At 61.0% G+C, this 25,874-nt stretch carries 23 protein-coding genes and 1 pseudogene; 10 read left to right on the top strand and 14 right to left on the bottom strand.

From position 1 onward, the window contains the following. Positions 1–53 precede the first annotated feature (53 nt). Together AACU78_RS00900 and AACU78_RS00895 are read left to right on the top strand one after the other, a co-directional pair. Positions 54–365: a hypothetical protein gene (locus AACU78_RS00900; RefSeq protein ID WP_106579366.1), complete on the top strand. Its 312-nt coding sequence runs from the start codon at positions 54–56 to the stop codon at positions 363–365. Between the two features lie 97 nt (positions 366–462). Next, positions 463–1,224: a YdcF family protein gene (locus tag AACU78_RS00895; RefSeq protein ID WP_106579365.1), complete on the top strand. Its 762-nt coding sequence runs from the start codon at positions 463–465 to the stop codon at positions 1,222–1,224. Positions 1,225–1,360: 136 nt separating this feature from the next. Here AACU78_RS00895 and lnt read toward each other — a convergent pair whose 3' ends face one another. The 5 genes from lnt to miaB all read right to left on the bottom strand — a co-directional run bounded on the left by lnt (position 1,361) and on the right by miaB (position 6,782). After that, a complete protein-coding gene (gene lnt / locus AACU78_RS00890) occupies positions 1,361–2,884 on the bottom strand; it encodes an apolipoprotein N-acyltransferase (protein WP_106579364.1) in 1,524 nt (507 codons plus the stop codon). A gap of 8 nt (positions 2,885–2,892) precedes the next feature. Further along, positions 2,893–3,732, bottom strand: coding sequence for an HlyC/CorC family transporter (locus tag AACU78_RS00885; RefSeq protein ID WP_015373027.1), 840 nt, complete (start codon positions 3,730–3,732; stop codon positions 2,893–2,895). Positions 3,733–3,759: 27 nt separating this feature from the next. Then, positions 3,760–4,233 (bottom strand): rRNA maturation RNase YbeY, encoded by a 474-nt coding sequence (ybeY, locus tag AACU78_RS00880; RefSeq protein WP_106579363.1) that lies wholly within the window; start codon positions 4,231–4,233, stop codon positions 3,760–3,762. Beyond that, positions 4,226–5,227, bottom strand: a complete 1,002-nt coding sequence (locus AACU78_RS00875; protein WP_106579362.1) for a PhoH family protein — start codon at positions 5,225–5,227, stop codon at positions 4,226–4,228. Before AACU78_RS00875 ends, ybeY begins: the two co-directional genes overlap by 8 nt. 226 nt (positions 5,228–5,453) lie before the next feature. Continuing rightward, complete coding sequence (gene miaB / locus AACU78_RS00870) at positions 5,454–6,782, bottom strand: tRNA (N6-isopentenyl adenosine(37)-C2)-methylthiotransferase MiaB (RefSeq protein ID WP_106579361.1); 1,329 nt, start codon at positions 6,780–6,782, stop codon at positions 5,454–5,456. A gap of 131 nt (positions 6,783–6,913) precedes the next feature. Between miaB and AACU78_RS00865 the strand changes: the two genes are divergently transcribed. Further along, positions 6,914–7,240, top strand: coding sequence for a DUF1820 family protein (locus tag AACU78_RS00865; RefSeq protein ID WP_003194436.1), 327 nt, complete (start codon positions 6,914–6,916; stop codon positions 7,238–7,240). 128 nt (positions 7,241–7,368) lie between these two features. Here AACU78_RS00865 and AACU78_RS00860 read toward each other — a convergent pair whose 3' ends face one another. From AACU78_RS00860 to AACU78_RS00845, 4 genes are all read right to left on the bottom strand, one after another. Next, complete coding sequence (locus tag AACU78_RS00860) at positions 7,369–7,929, bottom strand: tetratricopeptide repeat protein (RefSeq protein ID WP_106579360.1); 561 nt, start codon at positions 7,927–7,929, stop codon at positions 7,369–7,371. A 225-nt stretch (positions 7,930–8,154) separates the two neighbouring features. Then, positions 8,155–9,438, bottom strand: a complete 1,284-nt coding sequence (gene hemL / locus AACU78_RS00855) for a glutamate-1-semialdehyde 2,1-aminomutase (RefSeq protein WP_106579359.1) — start codon at positions 9,436–9,438, stop codon at positions 8,155–8,157. Between the two features lie 11 nt (positions 9,439–9,449). Further along, complete coding sequence (thiE, locus tag AACU78_RS00850; RefSeq protein ID WP_106579358.1) at positions 9,450–10,079, bottom strand: thiamine phosphate synthase; 630 nt, start codon at positions 10,077–10,079, stop codon at positions 9,450–9,452. Between the two features lie 19 nt (positions 10,080–10,098). Continuing rightward, positions 10,099–10,896 (bottom strand): hydroxymethylpyrimidine/phosphomethylpyrimidine kinase, encoded by a 798-nt coding sequence (locus AACU78_RS00845; protein ID WP_106579357.1) that lies wholly within the window; start codon positions 10,894–10,896, stop codon positions 10,099–10,101. A gap of 286 nt (positions 10,897–11,182) precedes the next feature. On the opposite strand from AACU78_RS00845, the gene AACU78_RS00840 reads away from it, so the two are divergent. The 4 genes from AACU78_RS00840 to AACU78_RS00825 all read left to right on the top strand — a co-directional run bounded on the left by AACU78_RS00840 (position 11,183) and on the right by AACU78_RS00825 (position 17,665). Next, on the top strand, positions 11,183–13,561 hold the full coding sequence (locus AACU78_RS00840; protein ID WP_106579356.1) for a hybrid sensor histidine kinase/response regulator: 2,379 nt from the start codon (positions 11,183–11,185) through the stop codon (positions 13,559–13,561). 89 nt (positions 13,562–13,650) lie between these two features. Next, the gene (locus tag AACU78_RS00835) at positions 13,651–15,300 is read left to right on the top strand and encodes an acyl-CoA dehydrogenase family protein (RefSeq protein WP_106579355.1); all 1,650 of its coding nucleotides are present in this window, start codon (positions 13,651–13,653) and stop codon (positions 15,298–15,300) included. A gap of 185 nt (positions 15,301–15,485) precedes the next feature. Then, positions 15,486–16,958: an AMP nucleosidase gene (gene amn, locus AACU78_RS00830; RefSeq protein ID WP_164487962.1), complete on the top strand. Its 1,473-nt coding sequence runs from the start codon at positions 15,486–15,488 to the stop codon at positions 16,956–16,958. Between the two features lie 71 nt (positions 16,959–17,029). Continuing rightward, positions 17,030–17,665 (top strand): pseudouridine synthase, encoded by a 636-nt coding sequence (locus AACU78_RS00825; RefSeq protein WP_106579354.1) that lies wholly within the window; start codon positions 17,030–17,032, stop codon positions 17,663–17,665. Here the strand turns inward: AACU78_RS00825 and AACU78_RS00820 are convergent. Continuing rightward, positions 17,660–17,869, bottom strand: a complete 210-nt coding sequence (locus tag AACU78_RS00820; protein ID WP_007975837.1) for a DUF2788 domain-containing protein — start codon at positions 17,867–17,869, stop codon at positions 17,660–17,662. The two genes, AACU78_RS00825 and AACU78_RS00820, sit on opposite strands and share 6 nt — an antisense overlap. Positions 17,870–18,074: 205 nt before the next feature. Beyond that, positions 18,075–18,554, bottom strand: coding sequence for an Lrp/AsnC family transcriptional regulator (locus AACU78_RS00815; RefSeq protein ID WP_003194418.1), 480 nt, complete (start codon positions 18,552–18,554; stop codon positions 18,075–18,077). A gap of 442 nt (positions 18,555–18,996) precedes the next feature. Here AACU78_RS00815 and AACU78_RS00810 point away from each other — a divergent pair, with 442 nt between their 5' ends. Then, on the top strand, positions 18,997–20,091 hold the full coding sequence (locus AACU78_RS00810) for a DUF6515 family protein (RefSeq protein WP_106579353.1): 1,095 nt from the start codon (positions 18,997–18,999) through the stop codon (positions 20,089–20,091). Here AACU78_RS00810 and AACU78_RS00805 read toward each other — a convergent pair. Further along, complete coding sequence (locus AACU78_RS00805; protein WP_106579352.1) at positions 20,088–20,981, bottom strand: cation diffusion facilitator family transporter; 894 nt, start codon at positions 20,979–20,981, stop codon at positions 20,088–20,090. The genes AACU78_RS00810 and AACU78_RS00805 overlap by 4 nt on opposite strands. Positions 20,982–20,996: 15 nt before the next feature. Beyond that, complete coding sequence (locus tag AACU78_RS00800; RefSeq protein WP_106579351.1) at positions 20,997–21,416, bottom strand: polyribonucleotide nucleotidyltransferase; 420 nt, start codon at positions 21,414–21,416, stop codon at positions 20,997–20,999. A 254-nt stretch (positions 21,417–21,670) separates the two neighbouring features. On the opposite strand from AACU78_RS00800, the pseudogene AACU78_RS00795 reads away from it, so the two are divergent. After that, positions 21,671–22,090 (top strand): annotated as a pseudogene (locus AACU78_RS00795) (DEAD/DEAH box helicase); the annotation flags it as partial. Positions 22,091–22,307: 217 nt separating this feature from the next. Beyond that, positions 22,308–24,833: an ATP-dependent helicase HrpB gene (gene hrpB / locus AACU78_RS00790; protein WP_106579350.1), complete on the top strand. Its 2,526-nt coding sequence runs from the start codon at positions 22,308–22,310 to the stop codon at positions 24,831–24,833. Between the two features lie 123 nt (positions 24,834–24,956). On the opposite strand, the gene AACU78_RS00785 is transcribed toward hrpB, so the two are convergent. Beyond that, positions 24,957–25,874 carry a hypothetical protein gene (locus AACU78_RS00785; protein WP_106579349.1) on the bottom strand — a complete coding sequence of 306 codons (918 nt, stop codon included), beginning with the start codon at positions 25,872–25,874 and terminating at the stop codon, positions 24,957–24,959.

The following is a 25,874-nucleotide window of genomic DNA, read 5'->3' as shown; positions in this document are numbered from 1 at the left end:
GGGGACTACGCTGTTTATTGGGGAGTGAGTCTTATCTTCAATGAGGTGAGGGGATGGTTGAATCGCAGCGAACTTTAACGAAACCGCAGTTGTACCAAGGACTGATCGACCGCTTGGGTCGGGCATTGGATGCCGCCAGAACCGCAGGCCGATTGCGTGATGAACGGCCTCTGGAATTGGAGTTGCGAGGCTTGAGCCAGGCTGAGCTTGAATTGATCAAGGTTTACCTGGAATTGAATCACCACCGTGCCTCTCAAGGGCAGGCTTCCCCGCCAGCCCAGGTGCCATCACGTTCGGCCAAGGTGGTCTGGCTGAAGGATGTGGCGGCCGGTCGCGGCCCCGAAAAGCTTCGGGCCGTTCGGTGAAACATCGCGTTATCCAGTGACCTTCTCGAAATGTGTTGGTAAAGATTGTCGCTAAATCCCGTTGCATCTAGGCTTCGGGCATCTTTGGAGATGCCCGATGCCTTTTCGTTATTTCATTAAACAATTGCTCTTGCCGCCCGGCATTTTTTTGCTGTTGCTGGTGTTTGCCTGGTGGTTTCGTAAAAGCCGCCCGCGCCTGGCCGGGTTTTGCTTTGTAGTGGGGTTGGGCGGGATGTGGCTGATCAGCCTGCCGGTGATGGTGCAATGGGGCGCGCATGCGCTGGAAACCGAGCCACCGTTGGCGCGTGACGCGTGGGCAACATTGGCGCAGCGCGCCGATGCCATTGTGGTGCTGGGCTCCGGGCGCGAACGCGGTGATCCGGCCTGGGGCAGTGATCAGCCCACCGGCATCGGTCTTGAGCGCCAGCGGTATGCCGCGCGACTGGCCAAGGCCTCCGGGTTGCCGGTATTGACCAGCGGCGGCTTGCACTACGGCACGCCGCCCAGTGAGGCGCAGCTGATGGCCGTGTCGATGCAGGATGACTTCGGCGTGACGGTGCGCTGGAAGGAAGAACGCAGCCGCACCACCTGGGAAAACGCGCAGATGAGTGCCGAGATACTGCTGCCCCAAGGCATCAAGCGCGTGGTGGTGGTGACCCAGGCCTGGCACATGCCGCGCGCGGTGTGGAGTTTTGAGAAGGCCGGCTTCACCGTGGTGCCGGGGCCGGTGGGTTTCTTGGGCGTGGACAATGCCCGGCCACTCGGCGGCTGGATGCCCGAGTTTGTATCGGTGTGGCGCAGCGGGCAGTTGATCAATGAGGCGGTGGGGCAGGTGGGGTATCGGGTGTTTTATCGATAACACCGAGAATCAAGGTGCGGTGGGCTTATGTGGGAGCGGGCTTGCTCGCGAAGCGGTGCGTCAGTCAGCCTGTTCGTTAGCTGATGCACCCTGTTCGCGAGCAAGCCCGCTCCCACATTGATTTTGGGTTTGTCTGTCAGACCGTCTTGGACATCCGGCCCGCCAGCAACGCCCAGCCAAACAGCCCCAGGCAGACGATGATCAACGGCCATGAGCGCCATTGCAGGTACGGCGTGAGGTTATGCATCGGCACCACTTCGCCGTACAGGATCCCGCGCTCGAACTGCGGGATCTGCGCGGTGATCTGCCCGAACGGGTTGATCAGGCCGGTAACGCCGTTGTTGGTCGCCCGAATCATCCAGCGGCCAGCCTCCAATGCGCGCATCTGCGCCATTTGCAGGTGTTGCAGCGGGCCGATGGAGCGGCCAAACCAGGTGTCATTACTGATGGTCAGCAACAGGTCGCTCTGGGCCGACAGGCCGGCGGCAAATTCCGGGTACACCACTTCATAGCAAATGAAGGGCGCAATCTGATAGCCCTTGGCCTGCAGCATCGCCTGGTCAGCCGGGCCGCGCGCAAAGTCCGACATCGGCAGGTCGAAGAACGCAATCAGCCCGCGCAGCATGTCTTGCAGCGGCACGTATTCGCCAAACGGCACCAGCTTCTGCTTAAGGTAGGTGCCTTCGCCTTCACCGACCACGGTGATGCCATTGAAAAAACGCTTCTGGTGGTGCACTTCCTGGCGGATCGGCACGCCGGTGATCAGCGCCGTGTGCCGGTCTGCAGCAAACTTGCCCATCATGCCCAGATAGCCTTCGACGGAATCCTTGAGCACCGGCACGGCGGTTTCCGGCCACACCAACAGGTCGACGCGCTTGGAGCTGAAGCTCATGTCGCGGTACAGCGCCAACTGCGCATTGAGCTGCTCCGGGTCCCACTTCATGCTTTGTTCAACGTTGCCCTGGATCGCTGCCACCGTCAGGGGCGCGCCCGAGGGCGCGGTCCAGGCGTGGTGCTTGAGCGCCAGGCCGATGGCCCAGGGGGCAACCAGCAGAATCAGGCCTGCGCCGATGAACCCGTTGCGCTTGCTCGCCAGCAGGCGTGGCAGGTTGCACAGCACCGCAGCGGTCAGTGCCAGCGCGAAGGAAATCAGCCACATCCCGCCCAGCGGCGCGAGGCCGGTAAGTGGGCCGTCGAGTTGACTGTAGCCAGAGTACAGCCAGGGGAAACCGGTGAGGAACCAGCCGCGAAACGCCTCCTGGCCGACCCACAACGCAGCAAACGTCAGCGCGTCGGCCAAAGGCGCTTCATTACGGCGCAGCCAGCGCGCCCACAGCCAGGCGGGCAGGGCGAAAAACCAGGCGATGGCGGCGGTAAACAGCAGCATCAAAAAGCCAGCCAGCAGCACCGAAGCGCCGCCGAAATGGTGAATGCTGTAGTAGATCCAGCTGGTGCCGGCGCCAAACAGGCCGAAGCCGAAGCACCAGCCACGGCCCAAGGCCTGACGTGGCGTCAGCTCGCGCAGGCCGATATAGAACAACCCGATCGCCAGCAGTGCAAATGGCCACAGATCGAACGGCGCCAGCGCCAGGGTGGTGATGGCGCCGGCCACCACGGCCAGCAAGTTACCGGGCCAGCCGGGGCGGGTCAGACGGCGCATATCAATCCTTAGCGGGCAATAGGTGTCAGGCGAATCAGATGGATGCGGCGGCTGTCGGCATTCAGGATGCGGAAGCGATAGGCGCCGATCTCGGTGGTCTCGTTACGTTTGGGCAGATGCCCGAACGCGCTCATTACCAGGCCGCCGACGGTGTCGAACTCGTCGTCGGAGAATTCGCTGTCGAAGAACTCGTTGAAGTTCTCGATCGGCGTGAGCGCCTTGACCAGGAAATCACCGCTGGGCAGCGGCTTGATGTAGCTGTCTTCTTCGACGTCGTGCTCGTCTTCGATGTCGCCGACGATCTGTTCCAGCACGTCTTCGATGGTCACCAGACCGGCCACGCCACCGTATTCGTCGATCACGATGGCCATGTGATTGTGGTTGGCGCGAAATTCACGCAACAGCACATTCAGGCGCTTGGATTCAGGCACGAAGGTGGCTGGACGCAGCAGGTCCTTGATGTTGAAGTTGTCGCCGTTCTCCTTGAGGATCAACGGCAGCAAGTCCTTGGCCAGCAGGACACCCATGACGTCGTCATGGCTTTCACCGATCACCGGGTAGCGCGAGTGCGCCGAGTCGATCACGGCCGGGAGGAATTCCCGAGGGGTCTGGGTCGCCTTGATGCTGATCATCTGCGAACGCGGGACCATGATGTCCCGGACTTGCAGGTCAGCCACCTGGATGGCGCCTTCGACGATGGCCAGCGCTTCGCTGTCCAGCAACTTGTTCTGATGGGCCTCGCGCAGCAGCTCAAGCAGCTCCTGGCGGTTTTTCGGCTCGTGGGCAAAAGCCTGGGTCAATTTACCCAGCCATGACTTCTGCCCGTTGCTCGATCGGTCTTCGCTCATAGCGATTACTCTAAATCCTTTATTGTTTCAGTGAGGTGTAGTTTCGATTTCGTCGTCTGCATAAGGGTCGCGGTGACCCAATTCAGCAAGCAACGTTTGTTCCAGTGTTTCCATCTCTAGCGCTTCGTCATCGTCTATATGGTCGTAACCCAAGAGATGCAAGCAGCCGTGGATCACTAGATGGGCCCAATGGGCCTCAAGTTCCTTGCCTTGTTCCTTGGCTTCGCGTTCCACCACCTCGACACAGATCACCAGGTCGCCCAGCAGCGGGATGTTCAGTAACTCATCCGGCACGTCGGCCGGGAATGACAGCACGTTGGTCGCGTAATCCTTTTGACGCCAAGTGTGATTCAGTTCGCGGCCTTCGGGCTCGTCCACCAGGCGGATGGTCAGCTCCGAGTCGGCGGTGCGCTGGCGCAGGGCCAGCGTGCACCATTGACGGAACTGTTCTTCGCTGGGGGCGGGCGCTTCGGTGGCCAGCTGCAGGTCAAGCTCAAGCATCGCGGCGAACGTCCTTGGCGGGTGCGTCGTCCTTGTGGTCGAAGCGCTCGTAGGCTTCGACGATGCGCTGCACCAGCGGGTGGCGCACTACGTCTTTGGGCATGAAATGCGTAAAGCTGATGCCCGGCACGTCCTTGAGCACTTCGATGACTTGGGCCAGGCCCGACTTGGTGCCCTTGGGCAGGTCGACCTGGGTCACGTCACCGGTGATCACAGCGGTTGAGCCGAAACCGATACGGGTCAGGAACATCTTCATCTGTTCGACGGTGGTGTTCTGGCTTTCGTCGAGGATGATGAAGCTGTTGTTCAGCGTACGCCCACGCATGTAGGCCAGCGGGGCGATCTCGATCACCTGGCGCTCGATCAGTTTGGCCACGTATTCAAAGCCGAGCATCTCGTACAGCGCGTCATAGAGCGGGCGCAGGTACGGGTCGATCTTCTGGGCCAGGTCGCCGGGCAGGAAGCCAAGCTTTTCGCCGGCCTCGACCGCCGGGCGCACAAGCAGGATGCGGCGTACTTGCTCGCGCTCCAGGGCGTCCACCGCACAGGCCACGGCCAGGTAGGTCTTGCCGGTACCGGCGGGGCCGATGCCGAAATTGATGTCGTTACCGAGGATTTCTTTGACGTAGCGCTGCTGATTCAAGCCGCGTGGGCGAATCATGCCTTTTTTGGTGCGCAGGGCCACGCTGGCTTCGGCAACCGGGTTGTTCGCCAGGTCTTGCACGGCAGATTCCTGCAGGTACAGGTGCACGGTCTCCGGCGACAGCTCGCTACCCTTGGTTTCGCGGTAGAGGCGGCGGAGCAGGTTTTCTGCAGACGTGGTGTGCTGGGGTTCACCAATAAGCTCGAACTGATTGCCGCGGTTGCGGATCTCGATGCTCAGGCGTTGTTCGATCAGGCGCAGGTGCTCGTCGAACTGTCCGCACAGGTTGGCGAAACGGCGAGCCTCAAAAGGCTCGAGGAGAAAACGATGAGGTTCTATGGGTGCGTTCAAGGTCGCTTTTAGCCGCCCTTTGGCTGTTGAGGTGAAAGAGAGGATAACGCCAGCCGTCGACGTGCGAAAGCACTTATCTAGCCCAAGTGCAGCACGGTTCCCATGTGGGAGCGGGCTTGCTCGCGAATGCGGTGGGTCAGCTAATCCATGTATCAACTGATCCACCGCATTCGCGAGCAAGCCCGCTCCCACATTTTGATCTCTACCAGTCAGCAATATGGGTGGGTTACTGAACCAACGACCCGCGCAACGAGTGCGGTTGCGCCGCGTCAATGTGCACATCGGCAAACTGGCCGATCAGGGTCGGGTTGTCGCAGCGGAAGTTGACGATGCGGTTGTTTTCGGTACGGCCTTGCAGCTCGCCCGGGTCTTTTTTCGAATAGTCGGTGACCAAGATGCGCTGGATCGAGCCGACCATTTGTCGGCTGATTTCGAAACCTTGCTGGTTCAGGCGATGTTGCAGAGCATTGAGGCGCTCTTTTTTCAGCGCTTCGGGGGTTTCATCCGCCAAGTCGGCAGCCGGGGTGCCCGGGCGCTGGCTGTAGACGAACGAGTAGGAGAAGTCGAAACCGACGTCTTCGATCAGCTTCATGGTCTGCTCGAAATCTTTCTCGGTCTCCCCAGGAAAGCCGACGATGAAGTCCGAACTGATGCAGATACCCGGTACCGCCGCGCGCAGTTTGCGCAGTTTGGATTTGTATTCCAGGGCGGTGTGGTTGCGCTTCATCGCCGACAGAATGCGGTCCGAGCCCGATTGCACCGGCAAGTGCAGGTGTTTGACCAGCTCCGGCACTTCGGCGTGGGCCTGGATCAGGCTGTCGGAGAACTCCAGCGGGTGCGAGGTGGTGTAGCGAATGCGCTCGATGCCATCGACGGCGGCCACCACGCGGATCAACTCTGCGAGGTCGGCCAGGCGACCATCGTGGGTCTGGCCGCGATAGCCGTTGACGTTTTGGCCCAGCAGGGTCACTTCGCGCACACCGTTTTCGGCCAGGTGGATAATTTCCGCCAGCACGTCATCAAACGGCCGGCTGACTTCTTCACCACGGGTGTAGGGCACCACGCAGAAGGTGCAGTACTTGCTGCAGCCTTCCATCACCGACACATAGGCGCTCGGGCCGTCGATGCGCGGCTCGGGCAAGTGGTCGAATTTTTCGATTTCCGGGAACGACACATCCACCTGCGGCAGCTTGGTGATACGTGCCGCGTCGATCATTTCCGGCAGGCGGTGCAAGGTTTGCGGGCCGAAGACCACGTCGACGTAGGGCGCGCGGTCGCGGATCGCGGCGCCTTCCTGGCTGGCCACGCAGCCGCCAACGGCAATCACCATGTCGGGGTTGGCCAGTTTTAACTCGCGCCAGCGGCCCAGCTGGGAGTAAACACGGTCCTGGGCGCGCTCACGAATCGAGCAGGTATTGAGCAGGATAACGTCGGCATCTTCGGCGCGGGCGGTGACTTCCAGGGCCTGATGTTCGCCCAGCAGATCGACCATGCGCGAGCTGTCGTACTCGTTCATCTGGCAACCGTGGGTTTCGATGTAAAGCTTCTTGGCCATGGGAATCATCAACTGGTGGTAAAGAACCGCGCATTATAGGGGGCATGCCCATTGGTTCCTAGCGTTGTGCATCGGGTGCCATGCTATAGTTCGCGCCCTCTTTTATATCCCCGATGTGTTATTCGCCCACCATGACCAAACGTGAAGCTCCAATCTATAAGGTGATTTTCCTTAACCAGGGCCAGGTGTTCGAAATGTACGCCAAGCAGATCTATCAAAGTGATCTGTGGGGCTTCCTGGAAGTGGAAGAGTTCGTCTTTGGCGAGCGCACCCAGTTGGTCGTCGATCCGGGCGAGGAAAAGCTGAAAGCGCAGTTTGAAGGCGTGGTACGCAGCTTTGTACCGATGCATTCGATTGTGCGCATCGACGAAGTCGAGCGCCTGGGCACGCCAAAGATCAGCGAAGCGCGTGGCACCAGCAATGTCATGCCGTTTCCGATGCCGATGCCTGAGAAGTAGGGCGTTAGACCGAGGTGTGCCCATCGCAGGCAAGCCAGCTCCCACATTCGACTGCATTCCAATCTTGGAGCGCGTTCAAGTGTGGGAGCTGGCTTGTCTGCGATAGCGGTAGAAGGGTTTAGCTGAAATCAGGGAAGGGGTGAGAAGGGCGAACGCCCATCGGCACTCTGCAATTCCTGCAAGTAATTGCGGAAGATCTGGCCCAGCACCTGGGTCGCCACTTCCAACTCATCACGCTGCATGTGCTCGGCGACTTCGTCGGCGGTGTCCAGCGCGTCTTCAGCGCCGTTGACCGCGGCCATTTTCAGCACGATATAGGCCTGGACGTTATTGGCCGGCACGCCTTCGCCATGGAAAAACATTTTTCCCAGTTCGAATTGCGACTGGGCATGGCCCTGCAGCGACGCTTTCTCGAAGTAGCTCAAGGCTTTGTTGAGGTCGCGCGCGGGGTTTTTGTCGTCGTGGTAGTACTCGCCCAACTCGTATTGCGCCTGCGCATCCCCGCCGTCGGCCTGTTTCTGGCACGCGCTCAGGGCTTCGGCCTGGCTGTCTGGCTGGGTATTGAGGGTGCAACGACCCATCGCTGGGATTAACAACGAGTTGCCGCCTGCTTGTGCTTGTGCATGTGCCAGCAGCGGCTGAAGGAGCAACAGGCAGCCCAGAACCAGGGTGCGGCCGGTGCGTTTCATGGGAATCGACTTACCTCTGACGGGGCGCGCGGACCCTCGGGGGTCCAATAAGCGCGCATTATGAAATAAGCAGGCCTCTGCTTACAAAGTCTTTACTCGTTTTTCTGCTGCGTGGGCAAGTTATCTGCCGGATTGCAGGTGATTTCTCGAAAAATGCAGGAAAGCGCTGTAAGCAAAGTAGCAAATTCTGACGTCACCCAAGGCAACGTCAGCTTGATATGCCCCTTATTTCAGGGCCGCGAAGGCGCGCTCGGCAGCATCCAGGGTCAATTTCAACTCTGCATCGCCATGGGCGATCGAGGTGAAGCCCGCTTCAAAGGCGCTCGGTGCCAGGTAAACGCCGCCTTCCAGCATCAGGTGGAAGAAGCGCTTGAACAGGTCGGCATCGCTGCCCATCACGTCATCGAAGGTGACGATATCGTCGGCACCGCTGAAGTACAGGCCGAACATGCCGCCGGCTTGCGTGGTGACGAACGGGATACCGGCAGCATCGGCGCGCTGTTGCAGGCCATCGAGCAGGCGCGTGGTGTAGTCGGTCAGCTCGGCGTGAAAACCCGGGCGGCTGATCAGGCGCAAGGTGGTCAGGCCGGCCGCCATCGCCAATGGGTTACCGGACAAGGTGCCCGCCTGGTACACCGGGCCCAGTGGCGCGATGTGCTGCATGATGTCGCGCTTGCCGCCGAAGCAACCCACCGGCATGCCGCCGCCGATGATCTTGCCGAAGGTGCTCAGGTCCGGCGTGACGCCGTAGTAGGCCTGGGCGCCACCGAGGGCGACACGGAAACCGGTCATGACTTCGTCGAAAATCAGCACTACGCCGTGCTTGTCGCACTGCTCGCGCAGGCCTTCAAGGAAACCAGGCGCCGGCGGTACGCAGTTCATGTTGCCGGCGACCGGCTCGACGATGATGCACGCCACCTCTTGGCCTACTTCACTGAGCATCTGCTCGACCGCGGCGATGTCGTTGAACGGCAGGGTCAGGGTGTGCTTGGCGAAGGCCGCCGGTACACCGGCCGAGCTTGGTACGCCCTGGGTCAGCGCGCCGGAACCGGCTTTTACCAGCAGGCTGTCGGAGTGGCCGTGGTAGCAGCCTTCGAACTTGATGATGCTGTCGCGGCCGGTAAAACCACGGGCCAGGCGAATCGCGCTCATGGTGGCCTCGGTGCCGGAGCTGACCATGCGCACCATTTCCATCGACGGCACGATCGAGCACACCAAGTCCGCCATTTCGGTTTCCATGGCGGTCGGGGCGCCGTAGGACAGGCCGTGTTGCAACTGCTGGCGCACCGCATCGAGCACGTCCGGGTGGCTGTGGCCGAGGATCATCGGGCCCCAGGAACCCACGTAGTCAACGTAGCGCTTGTCATCTTCGTCGGTGACGTAGGCGCCTTCGGCATGCTTGAAGAACAACGGCGTGCCGCCCACGCTCTTGAACGCACGCACGGGGGAGTTCACACCGCCGGGAATGTGTTTCTGAGCATTGGCAAACAGGGTTTCGGAACGGGACATGGTCGGGCTCTCTAAACTGAAATTTTAAGAAGATCGTTGAATGCGCGCGCGCGGCGCGTGACTTCCTGGGTGCTGTCGGCACCGAACAGGCCGTGCACCACGGCGAGCAGGTCGGCACCGTGGGCCACCAGCGGTTCGGCGTTTTCCAGGGTGACGCCGCCGATCACGCAGATCGGCAGCTGCAGGCGCGCGCGGGCCTGCGCCAGCATTTCAACGGTGGCGGCGGGTGCGCCGGGCTTGGTGTTGGAGTTGAAGAAGCGGCCGAAGGCGACGTAGCTGGCGCCTTCTTTGGCGGCCTGTTCGGCCAATTCGATCTGGCTGTGGCAGGTGGCGCCGATGATCGCTTTGGAACCGAGCAACGCTCGGGCCGGAGTCAGTGGGCCGTCGGTTTGGCCCAGGTGTACGCCCACGCCCAGGCGCGCGGCCAGTTCGGCGTCGTCATTGATAATAAGCTGGGTCTTGTAGCGCGAGCACAGCTCGCGCAGTTTCTCCGCTTCTCGCAGGCGGCGGGCTTCATCGCTGCTTTTGTCGCGGTACTGCAGCAGGATTACGCCGCCGTCCAATGCCGCTTCGACGTAGGCGAGAAATTTGCCGGCCAACAGTTGGCTGTCGGTAATGGCATACAGGCCACGTAGTTTCATCGGGCAGGCCTCTTGTGCTTTAAGAGCAGAAATCCAGCGGCAAACGGCGCGGCACGAACTGGCCCTGGCCGAGTTGTTCGGCGTCACGCAAGGTGCGCCACGTGTAGTTGAGCGCTGACTGCACGGCGCTGACCAGGCCTTCGCCCTGGGCGATGCGACCAGCCAGTGCGCTGGCCAGCGTGCAGCCCGAACCATGATAGCTGCCGGGCAGGCGCTGGCAGGTAAAGGTCTGGCGCGTGCCGTCGCGGCTGTACAGGCGATTGTGCACTTGATGCTCGTCGCCGTGGCCGCCGGTGATCAGCAAGTGCTTGATAAACGGCAGCAGCTTCTCGGCGCATTCGTCCGCGGTGCCCTCAGGCAATTCGGCGAGGATGCGCGCTTCAGGCAGGTTGGGCGTGGCGATCAGCGACAACGGCAGCAGCCGCTCGCGCATGGCGTAGCCGACTTCGTCCTTGCCCAGGCTGCCACCGCCGCCGGCCCGCAGCACCGGGTCGCACACCACCGGCAGGTGCGGGTGCGCCTGCAGCAGTTCGACCACGGTGTCGACCATCGCGGTGGAGCCGAGCATGCCAAGCTTGACCGCCGCTACTTCGGAATCGCCGAGCACGGCATTCGCCTGGGCCAGGACCCACTCGCGGTCGAGCACGCGGAAATCGCTGACATTGACGGTGTTCTGCACGGTCAGGGCGGTGACGGCGGGAGCCGCATGACAGCCTTGGGCGAGCAGGGCTTCGATATCTGCCTGCAGGCCGGCGCCACCACTTGGGTCATGGCCGGAGAGACAGAGGACAACGGGGCGAGAGCTGTAGATATTCATGGTGCGCGAGCTTACCACCAAACGCTTTTTGCGTGGCTGTCTGGCGATGGTTGAATTTTGCCGCTGCCCAGGTGTAATTGTGGCTGATAGCCATTATCGAGCGTTGCGGCATAAACCCGTTGAAAGCCGCGTTCTAGAGCCTTTCAAAAAATTATTTCAATGGTGTCTAATGGCCTCCAGCGGCTATGCTAGAGTGGATCCAAACAACTTACTGTATCGCCGGTATACGTCTTCTCAAAAGGAATGGGGGCTTTTGACATAACCGGACAGGCCACGCTGGGGCTCTATGCGCTATTTGCTGATCTTATTATTGTGCGGGCTGCCAATGCTCGCCGGCGCCGTCGAGTTCAATCAGAGCACTCGAAGCCTGCCGCTGGGCCGGGTCATGCAAGTACTCGAAGACCCTACCGACGCCCTCACCATCGCCCAAGTCAGTTCCCCCGCCTACGCCGCCCAGTTCAAGACCCACGACCAGGCCACCCTCAATGCCGGCTATTCACGTTCGGTGTTCTGGCTCAAGGTCGACCTGCATTACACCGCCACTGACCCGCGCGCGCCGCGTACCTGGTTCCTGGAGCTGGCGTACCCGCCGCTGAACCGCCTGGACCTGTACCAGAACGACGGCACCGGCGGCTACCGACTGACCACTCGCACCGGCAGTGCACTGCCCTTTTCCAGCCGTGAAGTGCGCCAGAGCAACTACCTGTTCAAGCTCAACTTTGTGCCCGACCAGCAGCAAACCGTGTACCTGCGCCTGCAAAGCGAAGGCTCGATCCAGGCGCCGTTGACGCTCTGGGCCGGCACCGCGTACCTGGAAGAAGAGCCACTGCGCCTGTATGTACTGGGCGCTATCTACGGCGTACTGCTGGGGATGCTGGTCTACAACCTGTTTATCTACCTCAGCGTGCGCGACACCAGCTACCTCTATTACATCCTTTATATCGCCTCGTTCGGCCTGTACCAGCTGTCGGTCAATGGCGTGGCCGTGGAGTACTTCTGGCCGAACAACCCGTGGTGGTCGAATGCGGCGGTGCCGTTCCTGATCGGGTCGGCGGCGCTGTTCGGCAGCCTGTTTGCGCGCAGCTTCCTGCACACCGCGCAGCACAGCCGCTGGCTCGACCGGATCTTGCTGGCGCTGGCGACCTGCGGCGCGGTGGTGATGGTGCTGGCGCTGCTGACCAGCTATGCAGTGGCCCTGCGCCTGGCTACCGGTCTGGCGCTGGTGTTTACCGTGACCATCTTTGTTGCCGCGATCAAGGCGTGGTATTGCGGCCAGCGCATGGCGCGGTATTTCATCATCGCCTGGTCGGCATTCCTGCTCGGCGGGGTGGTCAACACCCTGATGGTGTTGGGCTACTTGCCCAACATGTTCCTCACCATGTACGCCAGCCAGCTCGGTTCTGCGATTGAGGTGGCGCTGCTCTCGTTGGCCCTGGCGGACCGCATCAATGGCATGCGTGAGCAGCAGGCGCAAATCCTGTTCGACGCCAGCCAGAAACTCGAAGTGCTCAACCAGCAGCTCGCGCGCAGCAATCGTCTGAAAGACGAATTCCTCGCCACCCTGACCCATGAACTGCGCACCCCGATGAACGGCGTGATCGGCTCCCTTGAGCTGATGCAAACCGTGCCGCTGGACGATGACCTGGCGCAGTACCAGCAAACCGCCGCCGGCTCGGCGCGGGACATGATGCGCATGGTCAACGGCATTCTCACTCTGACCGAACTGCAGGCCGGGCGCCTGACCGCCCAACCCCAGGTGTTCAGCCTGCGCGGCGCGCTCGACACCTTGCGTCAACAGTTCAGCACCGGCGCCCAGAACAAGGGCCTGGCATTCTCCATCGACGTGGCGGACGAGTTGCCGGACCGCGTGATCGGCGATGCCGACAAACTGATCCAGTGCCTGGATTGCCTGCTCGACAACGCGTTCAAGTTCACTCACGAAGGCGCCGTGCGCGTGCGTGTGGTGGGTGTTCCACAAAGCGATGGCAGCTTGCGCCTGAGCTTTATCGTCACCGACAGTGGTATTGGCTTCGCTTTCCTCGACGAGGCCACGCTGTATCAGCGCTTCTTCCAGCTCGACGGCTCGACCACCCGCGAATACGGCGGCCTGGGCATCGGCCTGGCGATTTGCCGACAGCTGATCGAGCTGCTCGGTGGGCGCCTGACCCATCATTCCGAGCCGCGCAAGGGCAGCCGTTTCCAACTCGAGGTGACGGTAACCCCGGTGCCTCCCGAACCCAAAGCGACGCCCCAGGAAACCTTGACGCAGCGCGCGCCCCACGAGTGCGCGGTGCTGCTGGTGGACGACAACAGCGTCGGCCAGTTGGCGGTGCGTGGCATGCTGCTCAAGCTGGGCTATCGGGTGAAAACCGTGGACAACGGTTCGTCTGCGCTGGCGATGTTGCAGAGTGAAACGTTTGATGCGGTGCTGCTGGACGTGCCTGAAGGCGGGTTCTCATTGTGCTGTCAGATCCGTGCACTGCCTGGGTGTGGCGAACTGCCGGTGATCGCCCTGACGACGTCCCTCAATGGCACGGAGCGCGAGCGCTGCCATGGCATTGGCATCACGGACCGGCTGGCCAAGCCTGTGCGTTTTGAAGCGCTACAGGCGGTGCTGGAGCGTCGGCTGCTGTGCCCGTTAGAGGGCGAAAGCGCCGGGCATTAGGCGGGTATGCCACTTTTTTAAGCCCCGTGACGGTGCTTAACTGAAATTCAGGCCTCAACTGCACGTGGCCTTTTTCCAGGAGGCCCGTCATGAACCTGCATCAGTTCGCCGAAACCCACGACGTCACCAATCAGCCACCGTCCCTGGACGGCACCAACCTGTACCGCATTGACGTGCCCCTGCAAGACTGGTCGCGCCGCTTTGGCGCCGGCTGGGCCCATGCGCGTATCGATGCGTATGGCGCACTGGCGGGCGGGCCGTTGATGGCAGCCGGGTTCCTGGCAAACGAGAACAAGCCGGTGTTCAACAGCCATGACCGTTATGGCCATCGCATCGACTGCGTGGCGTTTCATCCGGCGTACCACGAGCTGATGCGCACTGCCGTCGAACATGGCCTGCCGTCGCTGCCGTGGGCGCACCCGCAACCCGGCGCCCACGTGGCGCGCGCCGCCATGACCTACCTGCACAGCCAGGCCGAAGCGGGCACCGGTTGCCCGCTGACCATGACCTTCGCCTGCGTGCCGGCCCTGCGCCTGCAACCGGATCTGGCGCAGACCTGGCTGCCGAAAATCCTCAGCACCGAATACGACCCGCGCAATGTCGGCATCGCCCACAAGGCCGGGGCCACCATCGGCATGGCCATGACCGAGAAGCAGGGTGGCACCGACGTGCGCGCCAACACCACCCGCGCGTATCCGGTGGGCGCGGGCGGCCCAGGGCAAGCTTATGAGCTGGTGGGGCACAAGTGGTTCTGCTCGGCGCCGATGTGTGATGCGTTCCTCACGCTGGCGCAGACCGACAAAGGCTTGACCTGTTTCCTGCTGCCCCGGCACCGCCCGGATGACACCCGCAACGAGTTCTACATCCAGCGCCTGAAAAACAAACTCGGCAACTGCTCCAACGCCTCCAGCGAAGTGGAGTTTCGTGGCGCGCTGGCCTGGATGATCGGCGAAGAGGGCCGTGGCGTGCCGACCATTATCGAAATGGTCGCCATGACCCGCTTCGACTGCATGGTTGGCTCCAGCGCGCTGATGCGTCAGGCGTTGACCCAGGCCAGTCATCATTGTGCGCACCGCTTGGTAGGTGGCCGTGTGTTGAGTGAGCAGCCGCTGATGCAAAACGTATTGGCTGACCTGGCCCTGGAAAGCGAGGCGTCGCTGGCACTGAGCATGCGCATGGGCCGGGCGCTGGACCATCTGGATAACGAGCAGGAAGCCAAATTCGCCCGGCTGGTGACGGCAGTGGGCAAGTATTGGATCTGCAAGCGCGCGCCAGCAATGATCAACGAGGCGGCCGAGTGCATGGGCGGTGCCGGGTATGTCGAGGACAGCATCCTGCCGCGCTTGTACCGTGAGGCGCCGGTAAATTCAACGTGGGAAGGTTCCGGCAATGTGCAGTGCCTGGACGTGTTGCGGGCACTGTCGAAAGAGCCGGGCGTGCTCGAGGCGCTGTTTGTCGAACTCGGGGACGGGCATGGCCACACGCAACTGGCGCGGCATATCGAGCAGCTGAAGTCGGCGTTTATGGACACTCAGGACATCCAGTACCGCGCGCGGCAATTGACCGAGGATATTGCCGTGGCGTTGCAGGCCAAGCTGTTGCTGGAGGCCGGGAATGCGGCGGTCAGTGATGGGTTTATTGCCAGCCGTTTGGGGGAGTCGTCCGGTCGGGTGTACGGCACCTTGCCGCGTGGGGTGGATGTGGGAGCTATCGTCACCCGCTCAACCCCAACCCTCTGACTGCACGCGGTCAAAATGTGGGAGCGGGCTTGCTCGCGAATACGGTCTGTCAGTGACTGATTAGGTGACTGATACACCGAATTCGCGAGCAAGCCCGCGCCCACATTATTAACCGCATTCCAATCCCACTGTTTCAGTGAGGCTGGGATACAGGCAAGATAAAGGCCTGCAAGTCAGAACACAGGATGCTTACCGTGACCGAAGCTTTTGTTGTCGTTCAAACCGCCGAAGAAGCCGTGGATCGGCTGGCGGCTCTTCACGAGCGTGCTACCGGTGCGCTCAATCAAGCCCTCAAGCAATACCTTAAGGACCGCGTCGAGCCCGACGCCGCCCAACGCGCGTTGTTTCGCTATCCAGAACTGCGCCTGACCTACCACTGCCACGGCGAAGTCCCACAGACGACTCGGGCGTACGCCAAGGTTCAGCTGCCGGGAACCTACAGCGTCACCGTCACCCATCCGGCCGCATTCCGTAAGTACCTGCTGGAGCAACTGGTGCCGCTGATGCACGACTTCACCGTGACGGTAGAAGTCGGCGTGAGCCAACAGAATATTCCTTACCCGTATGTGGTGGAGCAGGGCGACGAACTGGCTGGCTCAGGCGTGACTGCCGCAACCCTGGCGCGGGTGTTCCCCAGCACCGACCTGTCCGCGGCCACCGACGGTATCGCCGATGGCCTATACGACTGGGAAAACACCGACCCGCTGCCGCTGGCGCTGTTCGATGCCGCCCGCGTGGACTTTTCCCTGCGCCGCCTGGTGCACTACACCGGCAGCGACTGGCGCCATGTGCAGCCGTGGATCCTGCTGACCAACTACCATCGCTATGTTGACCAGTTCATCCTGCATGGCCTGGAGCAATTGCGCAGTGACCCGCGGTTTATCCGCATGGTGCTGCCGGGCAACGTGATCATCGACAAGAGCATGGACCACGGCGAAGCCTCGGCCATTGCGGCGGGCGTGGTCTGGCACCGTTATCAGATGCCGGCCTATCACCTGCAGGCCACTGATGGCCACGGCGTGACCCTGGTGAACATTGGCGTTGGCCCATCGAATGCGAAGAACATCACCGATCATTTGGCCGTGCTGCGCCCGCATTGCTGGCTGATGATCGGCCACTGCGGCGGCCTGCGCCAATCCCAGACCATTGGCGATTACGTACTGGCCCACGCCTACATGCGCCGCGACGGGATTCTGGACCGCGTGGTGCCGCCGAATATTCCGATCCCGGCCCTGGCCGAAGTGCAGATGGCCCTGCAGCAAGCGGCGGCCAACGTCACTGGCGAGAAAGGCGAAGAGCTGAAAAAGCGCCTGCGCACCGGCACCGTGTTGACCTACGACGACCGCAACTGGGAGCTGCGTTGGGCCCAGGAACGGCCGCTGATCAACCTGTCCCGCGCCGTTGCCGTGGACATGGAAAGCGGCACCATCGCCGCCCAGGGCTATCGTCTGCGGGTGCCGTATGGCACGTTGCTGTGCGTCTCGGACAAGCCGCTGCACAGCGAGATCAAGCTGCCGGGTTCGGCCAACGCGTTCTATGAGCGTGCGGTCAGCCAGCACTTGAAGATCGGCATCGAGGCGGTGGACCTGTTGCGCACCGAACTCAACTCGCTGCACTCGCGCAAACTGCGCAGCTTCGACGAGCCGCCGTTCCGCTAAGCGGTTGGGATGGTCATTTAGCGGTCAGGCCACTAGCATTGTCGGTCCTGACCGTTAGATGTTCCTTTGCCATGTCCCGTCCCCCCCGTCCCGATTCGCGCCGCCCTGGCGTGAAACCTGCGTATTGCGCTCCTCGTCGTGTCGCCAAGGCGCCACCGGCCGAGCCGAAGTTGATCCTGTTCAATAAACCCTTCGACGTGCTGACCCAATTCAGCGACGAAGGCGGGCGCGCGACCCTCAAGGATTTTATCGACATCCCCGGCATCTACCCGGCTGGCCGCCTGGACCGTGACAGCGAGGGCCTGCTGCTGCTGACCAACGATGGCCAACTGCAGGCCCGGATTGCCGACCCCAAGCACAAGCTGGCGAAAACCTACTGGGTGCAAGTCGAGGGCGAGCCGACCGAAGAGCAATTGCAGCGCCTGCGTGACGGCGTGAAGCTTAACGACGGCATGACCTTGCCCGCGCAAGCCCGGCAGTTGGACGAACCTGAATTGTGGCCGCGCAATCCGCCGGTGCGTTTTCGCAAGAGCGTGCCCACGCATTGGCTGGAGCTGGTGATTCGTGAAGGGCGTAACCGCCAGGTACGGCGCATGACCGCAGCGGTGGGCCTGCCGACTTTGCGCTTGGTGCGCGTACGTATCGGGGATTGGTCGATTGACGGCCTGGATCAAGGCCAATGGAAGGAAGTGCCGGCGCGTTTATAAGGCGCCGGATTCGATCAGGCCGATCACCACGCTCTTGATGATGAACGCGGCCACGCCCAGGCCCAGTACGAAGAACAGAATGAACGAGCCAAAGCGCCCGGCTTTGGATTTCTTCGCCAGGTCCCAAACGATAAAGCCCATGAAAATGATCAGAATGGTGACCAGGCCGGTCATCATCCATTCTTCAAACACGGCGGGGTCGATGTTGTTCATGTGAGCATTTTCCGGCAGGGCAGGCGGGAAGTATAAAGCAGGGCTTCAGGCGCAACATTGACCTGAGTCGAAGTGCAATCCAAATGTGGGAGCGGGCTTGCTCGCGAATGCGGTCTGTCAGTTAACGAATAGGTAACTGATCCACCGCATTCGCGAGCAAGCCCGCTCCCACATTGGATCTTCATTGATTTCGCGATCAGGTACGCAGGTGCGTCAGCGGCAATTCTGTGCTGTTCAATACTTGGTTAAGCACAAAACTCGACCGCACGCTGGTCACCCCTTCAATGCGGGTCAGGTGGCCCAACAGCAGTTTCTGGTAGTGATCCATGTCCGGCACCACCACTTTCAACTGATAGTCCGCATCCATGCCAGTGACCAAACTGCATTCCAGCACTTGCGGCAGGGTGCGGATGGCCGCTTCGAAATTCTCGAAACGCTCGGGTGTGTGGCGGTCCATGCCGATCAGCACATAGGCCGTGAGGCTCAGGCCGAGCATCTTGCGATCGAGCAAGGCGACCTGGCGCGCGATGTAACCATCGTCCTCAAGCTGCTTGACCCGGCGCGAGCAGGGCGAAGGCGACAAGCCGATGCGCTCGGCCAACTCCTGGTTGGAGATCCTCGCGTCGCGCTGCAATTCCGCCAAAATACTCAGGTCGTATCGGTCAAGCTTGCTCATTGGGTTGGCCTTTGTCGTAACTATTGCGGCGAATTATCTATGAAGGGTTAAAAATTGCGCAAGCACTGTTTATTGACGCAATCTTCGCAATCATCTGTCGGCGCGGCGGGCCTATGATTACCAACAGAATCACCGCTTGGACAACAGTCCACTGCAGCCCGCCCAATCAGGCCCGCTGCGGCCGCCGCCCCAGCAGGGTTGAGCCGGCCTCCAGGCTGCACACTGTCCACAAGACGGCGTGAGGTGAGCCAACGTCAAAAGCGTTGAGCACGGACGAAATTCTCAAGGGGTGGCCGACGGGTCACCCCTTTTTCTTTGCGCGCGTTTTTACCCGAAAAAATACTTCTCGTGACTGATAACCTGTCTCAGAACCGGGCGAGGCTTTTCCAGTCTCATCTATGAGGCCGGACGTTCTAGGCCCTTATCCGCAGTGAGGAATAGCATGAAGCGCATCTGGCGTATGGCAGGTGTAGGTTTGCTGATGATGACCGTTGGCTCGCACGTGATGGCCGACGACCCGCGCTCTGAAGGGGGCGGTCAGCATGAAAGAGGTCCCGAAGGCGGACGGCAAGGCAACGAACAGCCGCGACCGCAAAATAACCAACCACGTCCGCAAAACAATCAACCGCGCCCCGAAATCAACCAGCCGCGCCCGCAGAACCCGCATGTCGAGAACAACCAGCCTCGGCCGCAAAACCAGCATTTTGATCGCGCCGAGCAACAGCAGCACGGCGGTGGGCAATGGCAAGGTCGCCCGCAAGGTGCCGAACAGCCTCGGCCGGCGCCGCAGCCCGCGAATAACCTGCCGATTCAGGGGCGCCCGGACACGGTTCGGCAAACCCAGGAGCCGCGCCAGGGTCATTATCAGGACATCCCGCGCCGTAACGATGGCAACCAGCATTGGCAGGCCGGCAATGGCCCCGGGCGCCCGGGTGGCGGCTTCAACAATGGTCACCCCAACGACAACCGCTGGCCGGGTCGCCCCAGTGGGCACGGCAATGGTTGGGGCCCTGGCCCGCAATATCGCCCCGGCTATACAGTGGATCGGTTTCCCGACCGCAACTACCGCGTGCCTTACCGTGGCCAGGATTACTTCTTCTCCGGCGGTTACTGGTATCGCCCGCAAGGCCCGCGTTATGTCGTGGTGACGCCGCCGTACGGCATCCGCGTGCAATACCTGCCGGACTATGCGCGCGAAGTGTGGGTGGGAAGCGCGCTGTTCTTCCTTGCAGCGGGTTCGTACTACACCTACGAAAACGCCACCCAGCAGTACGTGGTGGTGCAGCCGCCGACAGAGGTGCCGGCACCGCAACCTGCGCCGCAAGGCAATGGCTATGACGTGGTGGCCTACCCGGCCAACGGCCAGTCACCGGCGCAAGTGCAGCAGGACGGCTACGACTGTTATCGCTGGGCAGTGCAACAAAGCGGTTTCGACCCACGGACCGTCACCTACGCCCCGGACCCTGCGGTGGTGCAAACCTACCGCCAGGCCCAGGGCAACTGCCTCACCAGTCGCGGGTATCAGGTGCAGTACTAAGCCTTATTGCCCGTGACCACTTCCCGCGGGTCGGCGTGCACCAGCACTTCGGCGCGCGGGTAGGCGTTGTGAATGGCATCGGCGGCCTGGTCGCTGATGCCGTGGGCAACCGACAACGATAATTCCCCCGGCAACTCCAGATGCAGTTGCACGAACCAGTGGCTGCCGGAAATCCGTGTGCGCAAATCATGCGCACCCAACACGCCCGGCACACCGCGCGCCAGTTCCAGCATGTGCTGGCTCACTTCGGCTGGCAGTTCCTCGTCCATCAACACTGCAAAGCTTTCGCGGGCGATCTGGATGGCGCTCCACAAAATGTACGCGGCGATACCCAGCCCGAACCACGCATCGACCTGATTGAAGCCGAACCCCGCCAACACCAACGCCACCAGAATGCTGCCATTGAGCATCAAGTCCGAACGGTAGTGCAGCGAGTCCGCGCGCACGGCGTTGGAGCCGGTTTCGCGGATCACCCGGTGTTGCAGCATTAGCAGCGCGACCGTCATCACCAGCGAAAACACGATGACCCCGATGCTCAGCCAAGGCGCGCCGACCGGTTCCGGATGGTGCAAACGCTGGTACGCCTGGAACGCGATCAGCACCGCACTGCCGGCGATAAACAACGCCTGGGCCATGCCCGACAGCGACTCCGCCTTGCCATGCCCGTAACGGTGATCATCGTCGGCCGGGCGCAGCGCGTAATGCACTGCCAGCAGGTTCAGCAACGAGGTCACGCCATCGAGCAGCGAGTCGGTCAACCCGGCGAGCATGCTCACCGAGCCACTGAACCACCAGGCGATGGCCTTGGTAATAATCAGCGCACAGGCCACGCCCACCGACGCGCGAGTGGCCAGGCGCAAGAGCCTTGCGTGTTCGGGACTGCTGGTCATAAGCGGGTCGAATCCTTAAGCGGCGGGCTGCAGGCCCAGGGAGGCGAGTTGCTGCACGCTGCCCTTGAACTGGATCATGCGCGGGTCATCCAGCGGCAGGGTGCGGCCGGTTTCCTTCTGGATGATGGTTTGCAGCTTGGCGTTATCGACCTTGCCGTCGGCGCCGATGGCTTCGTGCAGTTTCTCGGGTGCGACTTGAGCCGTTTTGCCGGGTTCGAAGTAAATCGCGCCGGTGGCGAAGTCCACGCCGAATGCGATCAGGCCGGGGATTACGTAGAACAGCAGGCCCACGGCGTCGAGCACGGCAATCGCCGGGTCGATCTTGCCGTCGATCTGGCCACGGCGGTCCGGGTAGAAAATCGAACCGCAGGCGGTCAGTTGGCTCAGCAGGGTGACGGCGAGGACACCGCCGATGACACGGGAAGCGATACGCATGAAAACTCTCCTGAACACGGTTGATACGAAACTATAAGCCAGATCTACCGGACGACGACTATCCAATGTGGGAGCGGGCTTGCCCGCGAAGACGGCGTGTCAGTCAATACATGTGTCGACTGATACACCGCCTTCGCGAGCAAGCCCGCTCCCACACTTAACCGCGTTACCCGTGGGATTGTGCGGTGTCTTTGAGACCAGCACCGGCATCCGGCAGTTCGCCGTTATACTCGCCGCTCTGCTTTGGAGCCAGTATGAATTCGTTGCCGATCGATGATGTTTTACCCGCCCTGCGTGACGCCTTGGCGATTCGCCATGAAGCCGTGCTGGAAGCGCCGCCCGGCGCCGGTAAAACCACCCGCGTGCCCTTGGCCTTGTTGAACGAGCCATGGCTGGCCGGGCAGACCATCCTGATGCTCGAACCCCGACGCCTGGCCGCGCGTGCGGCCGCCGAACGGTTGGCCAGCGAGCTGGGCGAAAAGGTCGGCGAAACCGTCGGCTATCGCATCCGCCTCGACAGCAAGGTCGGGCCCACGACGCGTATCGAAGTGGTCACAGAAGGCATCCTCACCCGCCGCTTGCAGGACGACCCTGCGCTGGAAGGCGTGGGCCTGCTGATCTTTGACGAATTCCACGATTTGCCGATTGGTTCTCTTTTAGGCTTCTCATTGTCAAGCTTTAAAGGCAGCGCTCACAAGGCGCTGCCTGCTTTTGCTCTTGCTTGAAAGTCAAAGCCCACAAGGCTTTGATGCTCCTGCTCCTGCTCCTGCCCTCGCTATTCTTATCTTCAAATCGTGTACTTAGGTAGCTCACTGATCCTGACTGGCACTCTCAAGTCCAAATCATCACTCAACGCCAAGCGTATACTGCTTCCCTGCTTTGGGAGCCTTGATGATTTCTCTACCTATTGATCTCGTATTGCCAGACCTACGAGAGGCCCTGGCCAACCGCCACGAAGTAATCCTTGAAGCGCCACCTGGTGCGGGTAAGACCACTCGAGTGCCCCTGGCGCTGCTGAATGAGCCTTGGCTTGGTGACAAAAAGATCATGATGCTCGAGCCTCGCCGACTGGCTGCTCGGGCGGCTGCTGAGCGCCTGGCGAGTGAGCTGGGTGAGAAGGTTGGTGAGACTGTCGGCTACCGAATTCGCCTTGAAAGCAAGATAGGCCCGCGCACCCAGATCGAGGTGGTCACCGAAGGTATCCTGGCGCGCCGACTCCAAGATGATCCCGCGCTCGACGGTGTGGGTGTGGTCATCTTCGACGAGTACCACCTTCGAAATCTTGACTCTGACCTTGCACTGGCTCTGTGCCTGAGTGCTCGCGAATTGCTACGTGATGAGCCCCCGCTGAAGCTGCTCCTAATGTCCGCAACGCTGGAAGGTGCTCGCCTTTCAAAGGTGCTGAATGATGCGCCTGTGGTCACCAGTGAAGGGCGGATGTATCCGGTCTCGACGGTTTGGGGTAGCCCCTTCCAGCCGGGCGAGCGAATCGATGCGCGAGTCACAGACACCTGTTTGGCCGCCATCAACGAACAGTCGGGAAGTGTTCTGGTTTTCCTTCCTGGGCAGGCTGAGATTCGGCGGCTGGCAGAGATACTCAAAGAGGAGTTAAGCAGCCGTCCAGAGGTGATCGTATGCCCGCTGTACGGTGACCTTGACCTGAACGCACAGCGTGCTGCTATAGACCCGGCCCCCAAGGGCTCCCGGAAGATCGTACTGGCCACGAACATTGCTGAGACCAGCTTGACCATCGAAGGCGTCAGAGTTGTGGTGGACAGTGGTCTCGAGCGAGTACCGAAGTTTGATCCTCGCAGTGGTATGACCCGACTCGACACGCAGCGTATCTCGAAGGCCAGCGCGACCCAGCGTGCGGGGCGGGCAGGGCGATTGGAGCCAGGTGTCTGCTATCGCCTGTGGTCGGAGTCGCAGCACGAGCAAATGGCCGGCTACAGCACTCCAGAGATCCTGCAGGCGGATCTCGCAGTCCTGGCTCTCCAGCTGGCCCGGTGGGGAATGAAGCCGGAAGAGATGACCTGGCTCGACCAACCTCCATCAGCCCCTTTTGGCCAAGCTAGAGACCTACTTAAGCGCCTAGGCGCACTCGACGATGCTGGACTGCAGCTCACACCACACGGATCGGCGATGAGCGAGCTCCCAGCGCATCCACGGATCGCTCACATGCTCATCAAAGGCAATGCGATGGGCCTGGATGACCTGGCGTGCAACATCGCGGCGCTGCTCGGTGAGAAGGACATCCTACGTGGAGTAGGGGCTGACCTTCACACCAGGCTGAGTGCCTTGTCAGGCGAGCAACATTCACGTCGAAGTGGTGGCTCCCTCCAGCGGGTGAAGCAGTCTGCTCGGCAGTACCGATCTCTGCTGCGTGGGAAAGCCTCCAGCCCTGTCAGCGAGCCCGATCATCCAAGATGGGTAGGGTGCCTCCTGGCGTTCGCGTACCCTGACCGAATCGGCCTGCAGAGGCGTGCAAGTGCATCTGAGTATCGTCTCTCCAACGGTCGGGCTGCCGTGTTCTCAGAGCCCGATGCTCTCACCAAGCATGAGTGGCTGGTAGTGGCCGACCTGGGTAGCCGACAAGGGCAGCGTGAGGAGCGGATCTACCTGGCGAGTGACCTCGATCCGGCTCTGTTCGATGACGAGCTGGCTGACCTTGTGAGGTCTGTGGATGAGGTCGATTGGGATGAAAGGGAAGGGGTGCTGAAGGCTGAGCGGCAGCTCAAGGTGGGGCAGCTCATCTTGTCGACGAAAGACCTGCCGAGTCTTGATGAGCAAACCCGTTCGTTGGCCTTGGTCAACCTGGTGAGGCGCAAGGGCATTGAGCTCCTCCCTTGGAATCCCGATCTGCGGCAGTGGCAAGCGCGGGTCGATCTACTGCGACAGCTGGATATTCAGAATGGCCATGTAGAGAGCAAATGGCCTGATCTCAGCGATGCCAACCTCCTCGACACACTCGAAGAGTGGCTCACGCCGTATCTGGGCAAAGTCACGAGGCTCAGTCACTTCAGCCAGCTGGATCTATCGTCGATAGTCAGAAATCTCCTGCCGTGGCCGCTTCCGCAGGCGCTGGAAGTCCAAGCGCCTCAGGCGATACAGGTGCCGTCCGGCTCGAGTATCCGTATCGACTACTCGCAGCATCCGCCAATTCTCGCTGTGCGGCTGCAGGAGCTCTTTGGGCTAGCAGAAACTCCTCGCATCGCTCAGGGTAAGCAGCCGCTGATTCTGCATCTCCTGTCGCCGGCTCGTAGGCCAGTGCAAGTCACCCAGGATCTCGCCAATTTCTGGCGCAGCACCTATGCAGAGGTGAAGAAAGATCTCAAGGGTAGATACCCCAAGCACCATTGGCCTGAAGATCCATTGGTGGCCGAGGCGACTGCCAGAGCGAAGCCTAGGAAGCCCTGAGGTTTGGGCGTGCCTGTCGGACGGCTGTCGTGAACCAAGCCGCCTTGGCGTCTTGGCCCTGCGGGCTTCCATCCTCACGCCTTCAGCCATCCTAGCTGCCTGTTTTTCTGCTGTTTAGGCTAGTTATTCAACTGGCCCAAGATCACGTTCAAGCAACTTCAGGAAATTTTCGATGAGGCCCGACGCGTAACGGGCCTCGGATATAAGTTCCTCGTCATCTGCCCCTTTTCCGAGCATAAACTGAGCATACGATTTAGGCCCAATCAGATCGTGCCCCTCTGTCTTCAGGGTGCTGCAGAATCTCTCTTTCAATGCGATCCGGCATGCCTTGACCGCCTCCGGATGCAGGCCAGAGTTCGCACGCGCAACAAATTGGCCCACTACATCTTCGAGAGTGCCGGCATAGCGCATCACATGAATCAGGTCTCCCGAGTCTTTCTTCTCTGCGCGGCTGTGAAATGCCAAAGCTTTGAGGATGATGAATGCCGGGACGTCAGCGTAATGTACGGTCTCGATAGTAACGCCACGATCACCGAGCATTTCCGCCTCAATTTTTCTCGACTCGTACCAGTCATGCACGATTTCCATGTGCTCTACTGACAGTGCTGAAACATCCTCGCCATCGAGTGCAGCAATCTTGCTTGGTGGGCAGTCATCGGTTGAACCTCTGAGGAATTCAACCAAAACGACTTGCTTGGGAGAAATCTGATACTCCCACCGCCATGCTGTGTCCCAGCCATTTTTTGGATCAACCCATCGCTTGAATCCACGAGCCAGCAGCTGCTTGGACAGAGAAGTATATTTTCCGGATGCGAGCACGGAGAGATTAAGCGCAACGTCGACATCCGATGTACCAAAGTGGGCCGGCACATCTGGGTACTGTTCAGGCGTCAAATACCTCGGCACCAACCCGCCTACCAGGCGGATGGTATCCTTCAGTGAACCGAAGGCGCTGAGGAGGGTGACGAGCACTTGCTCACAGGTATGTGTCTGTACAGCACTGTATCCATCAGCCGACTGTGGTTTAGCTTCTACTGCCAC

The organism is Pseudomonas sp. R9.37 (assembly GCF_963878885.1).
GTDB lineage: Bacteria > Pseudomonadota > Gammaproteobacteria > Pseudomonadales > Pseudomonadaceae > Aquipseudomonas.
The sequence above is the reverse complement of the archived record's forward strand: the minus strand, read 5'-3'. Positions and strand labels throughout refer to the sequence as shown.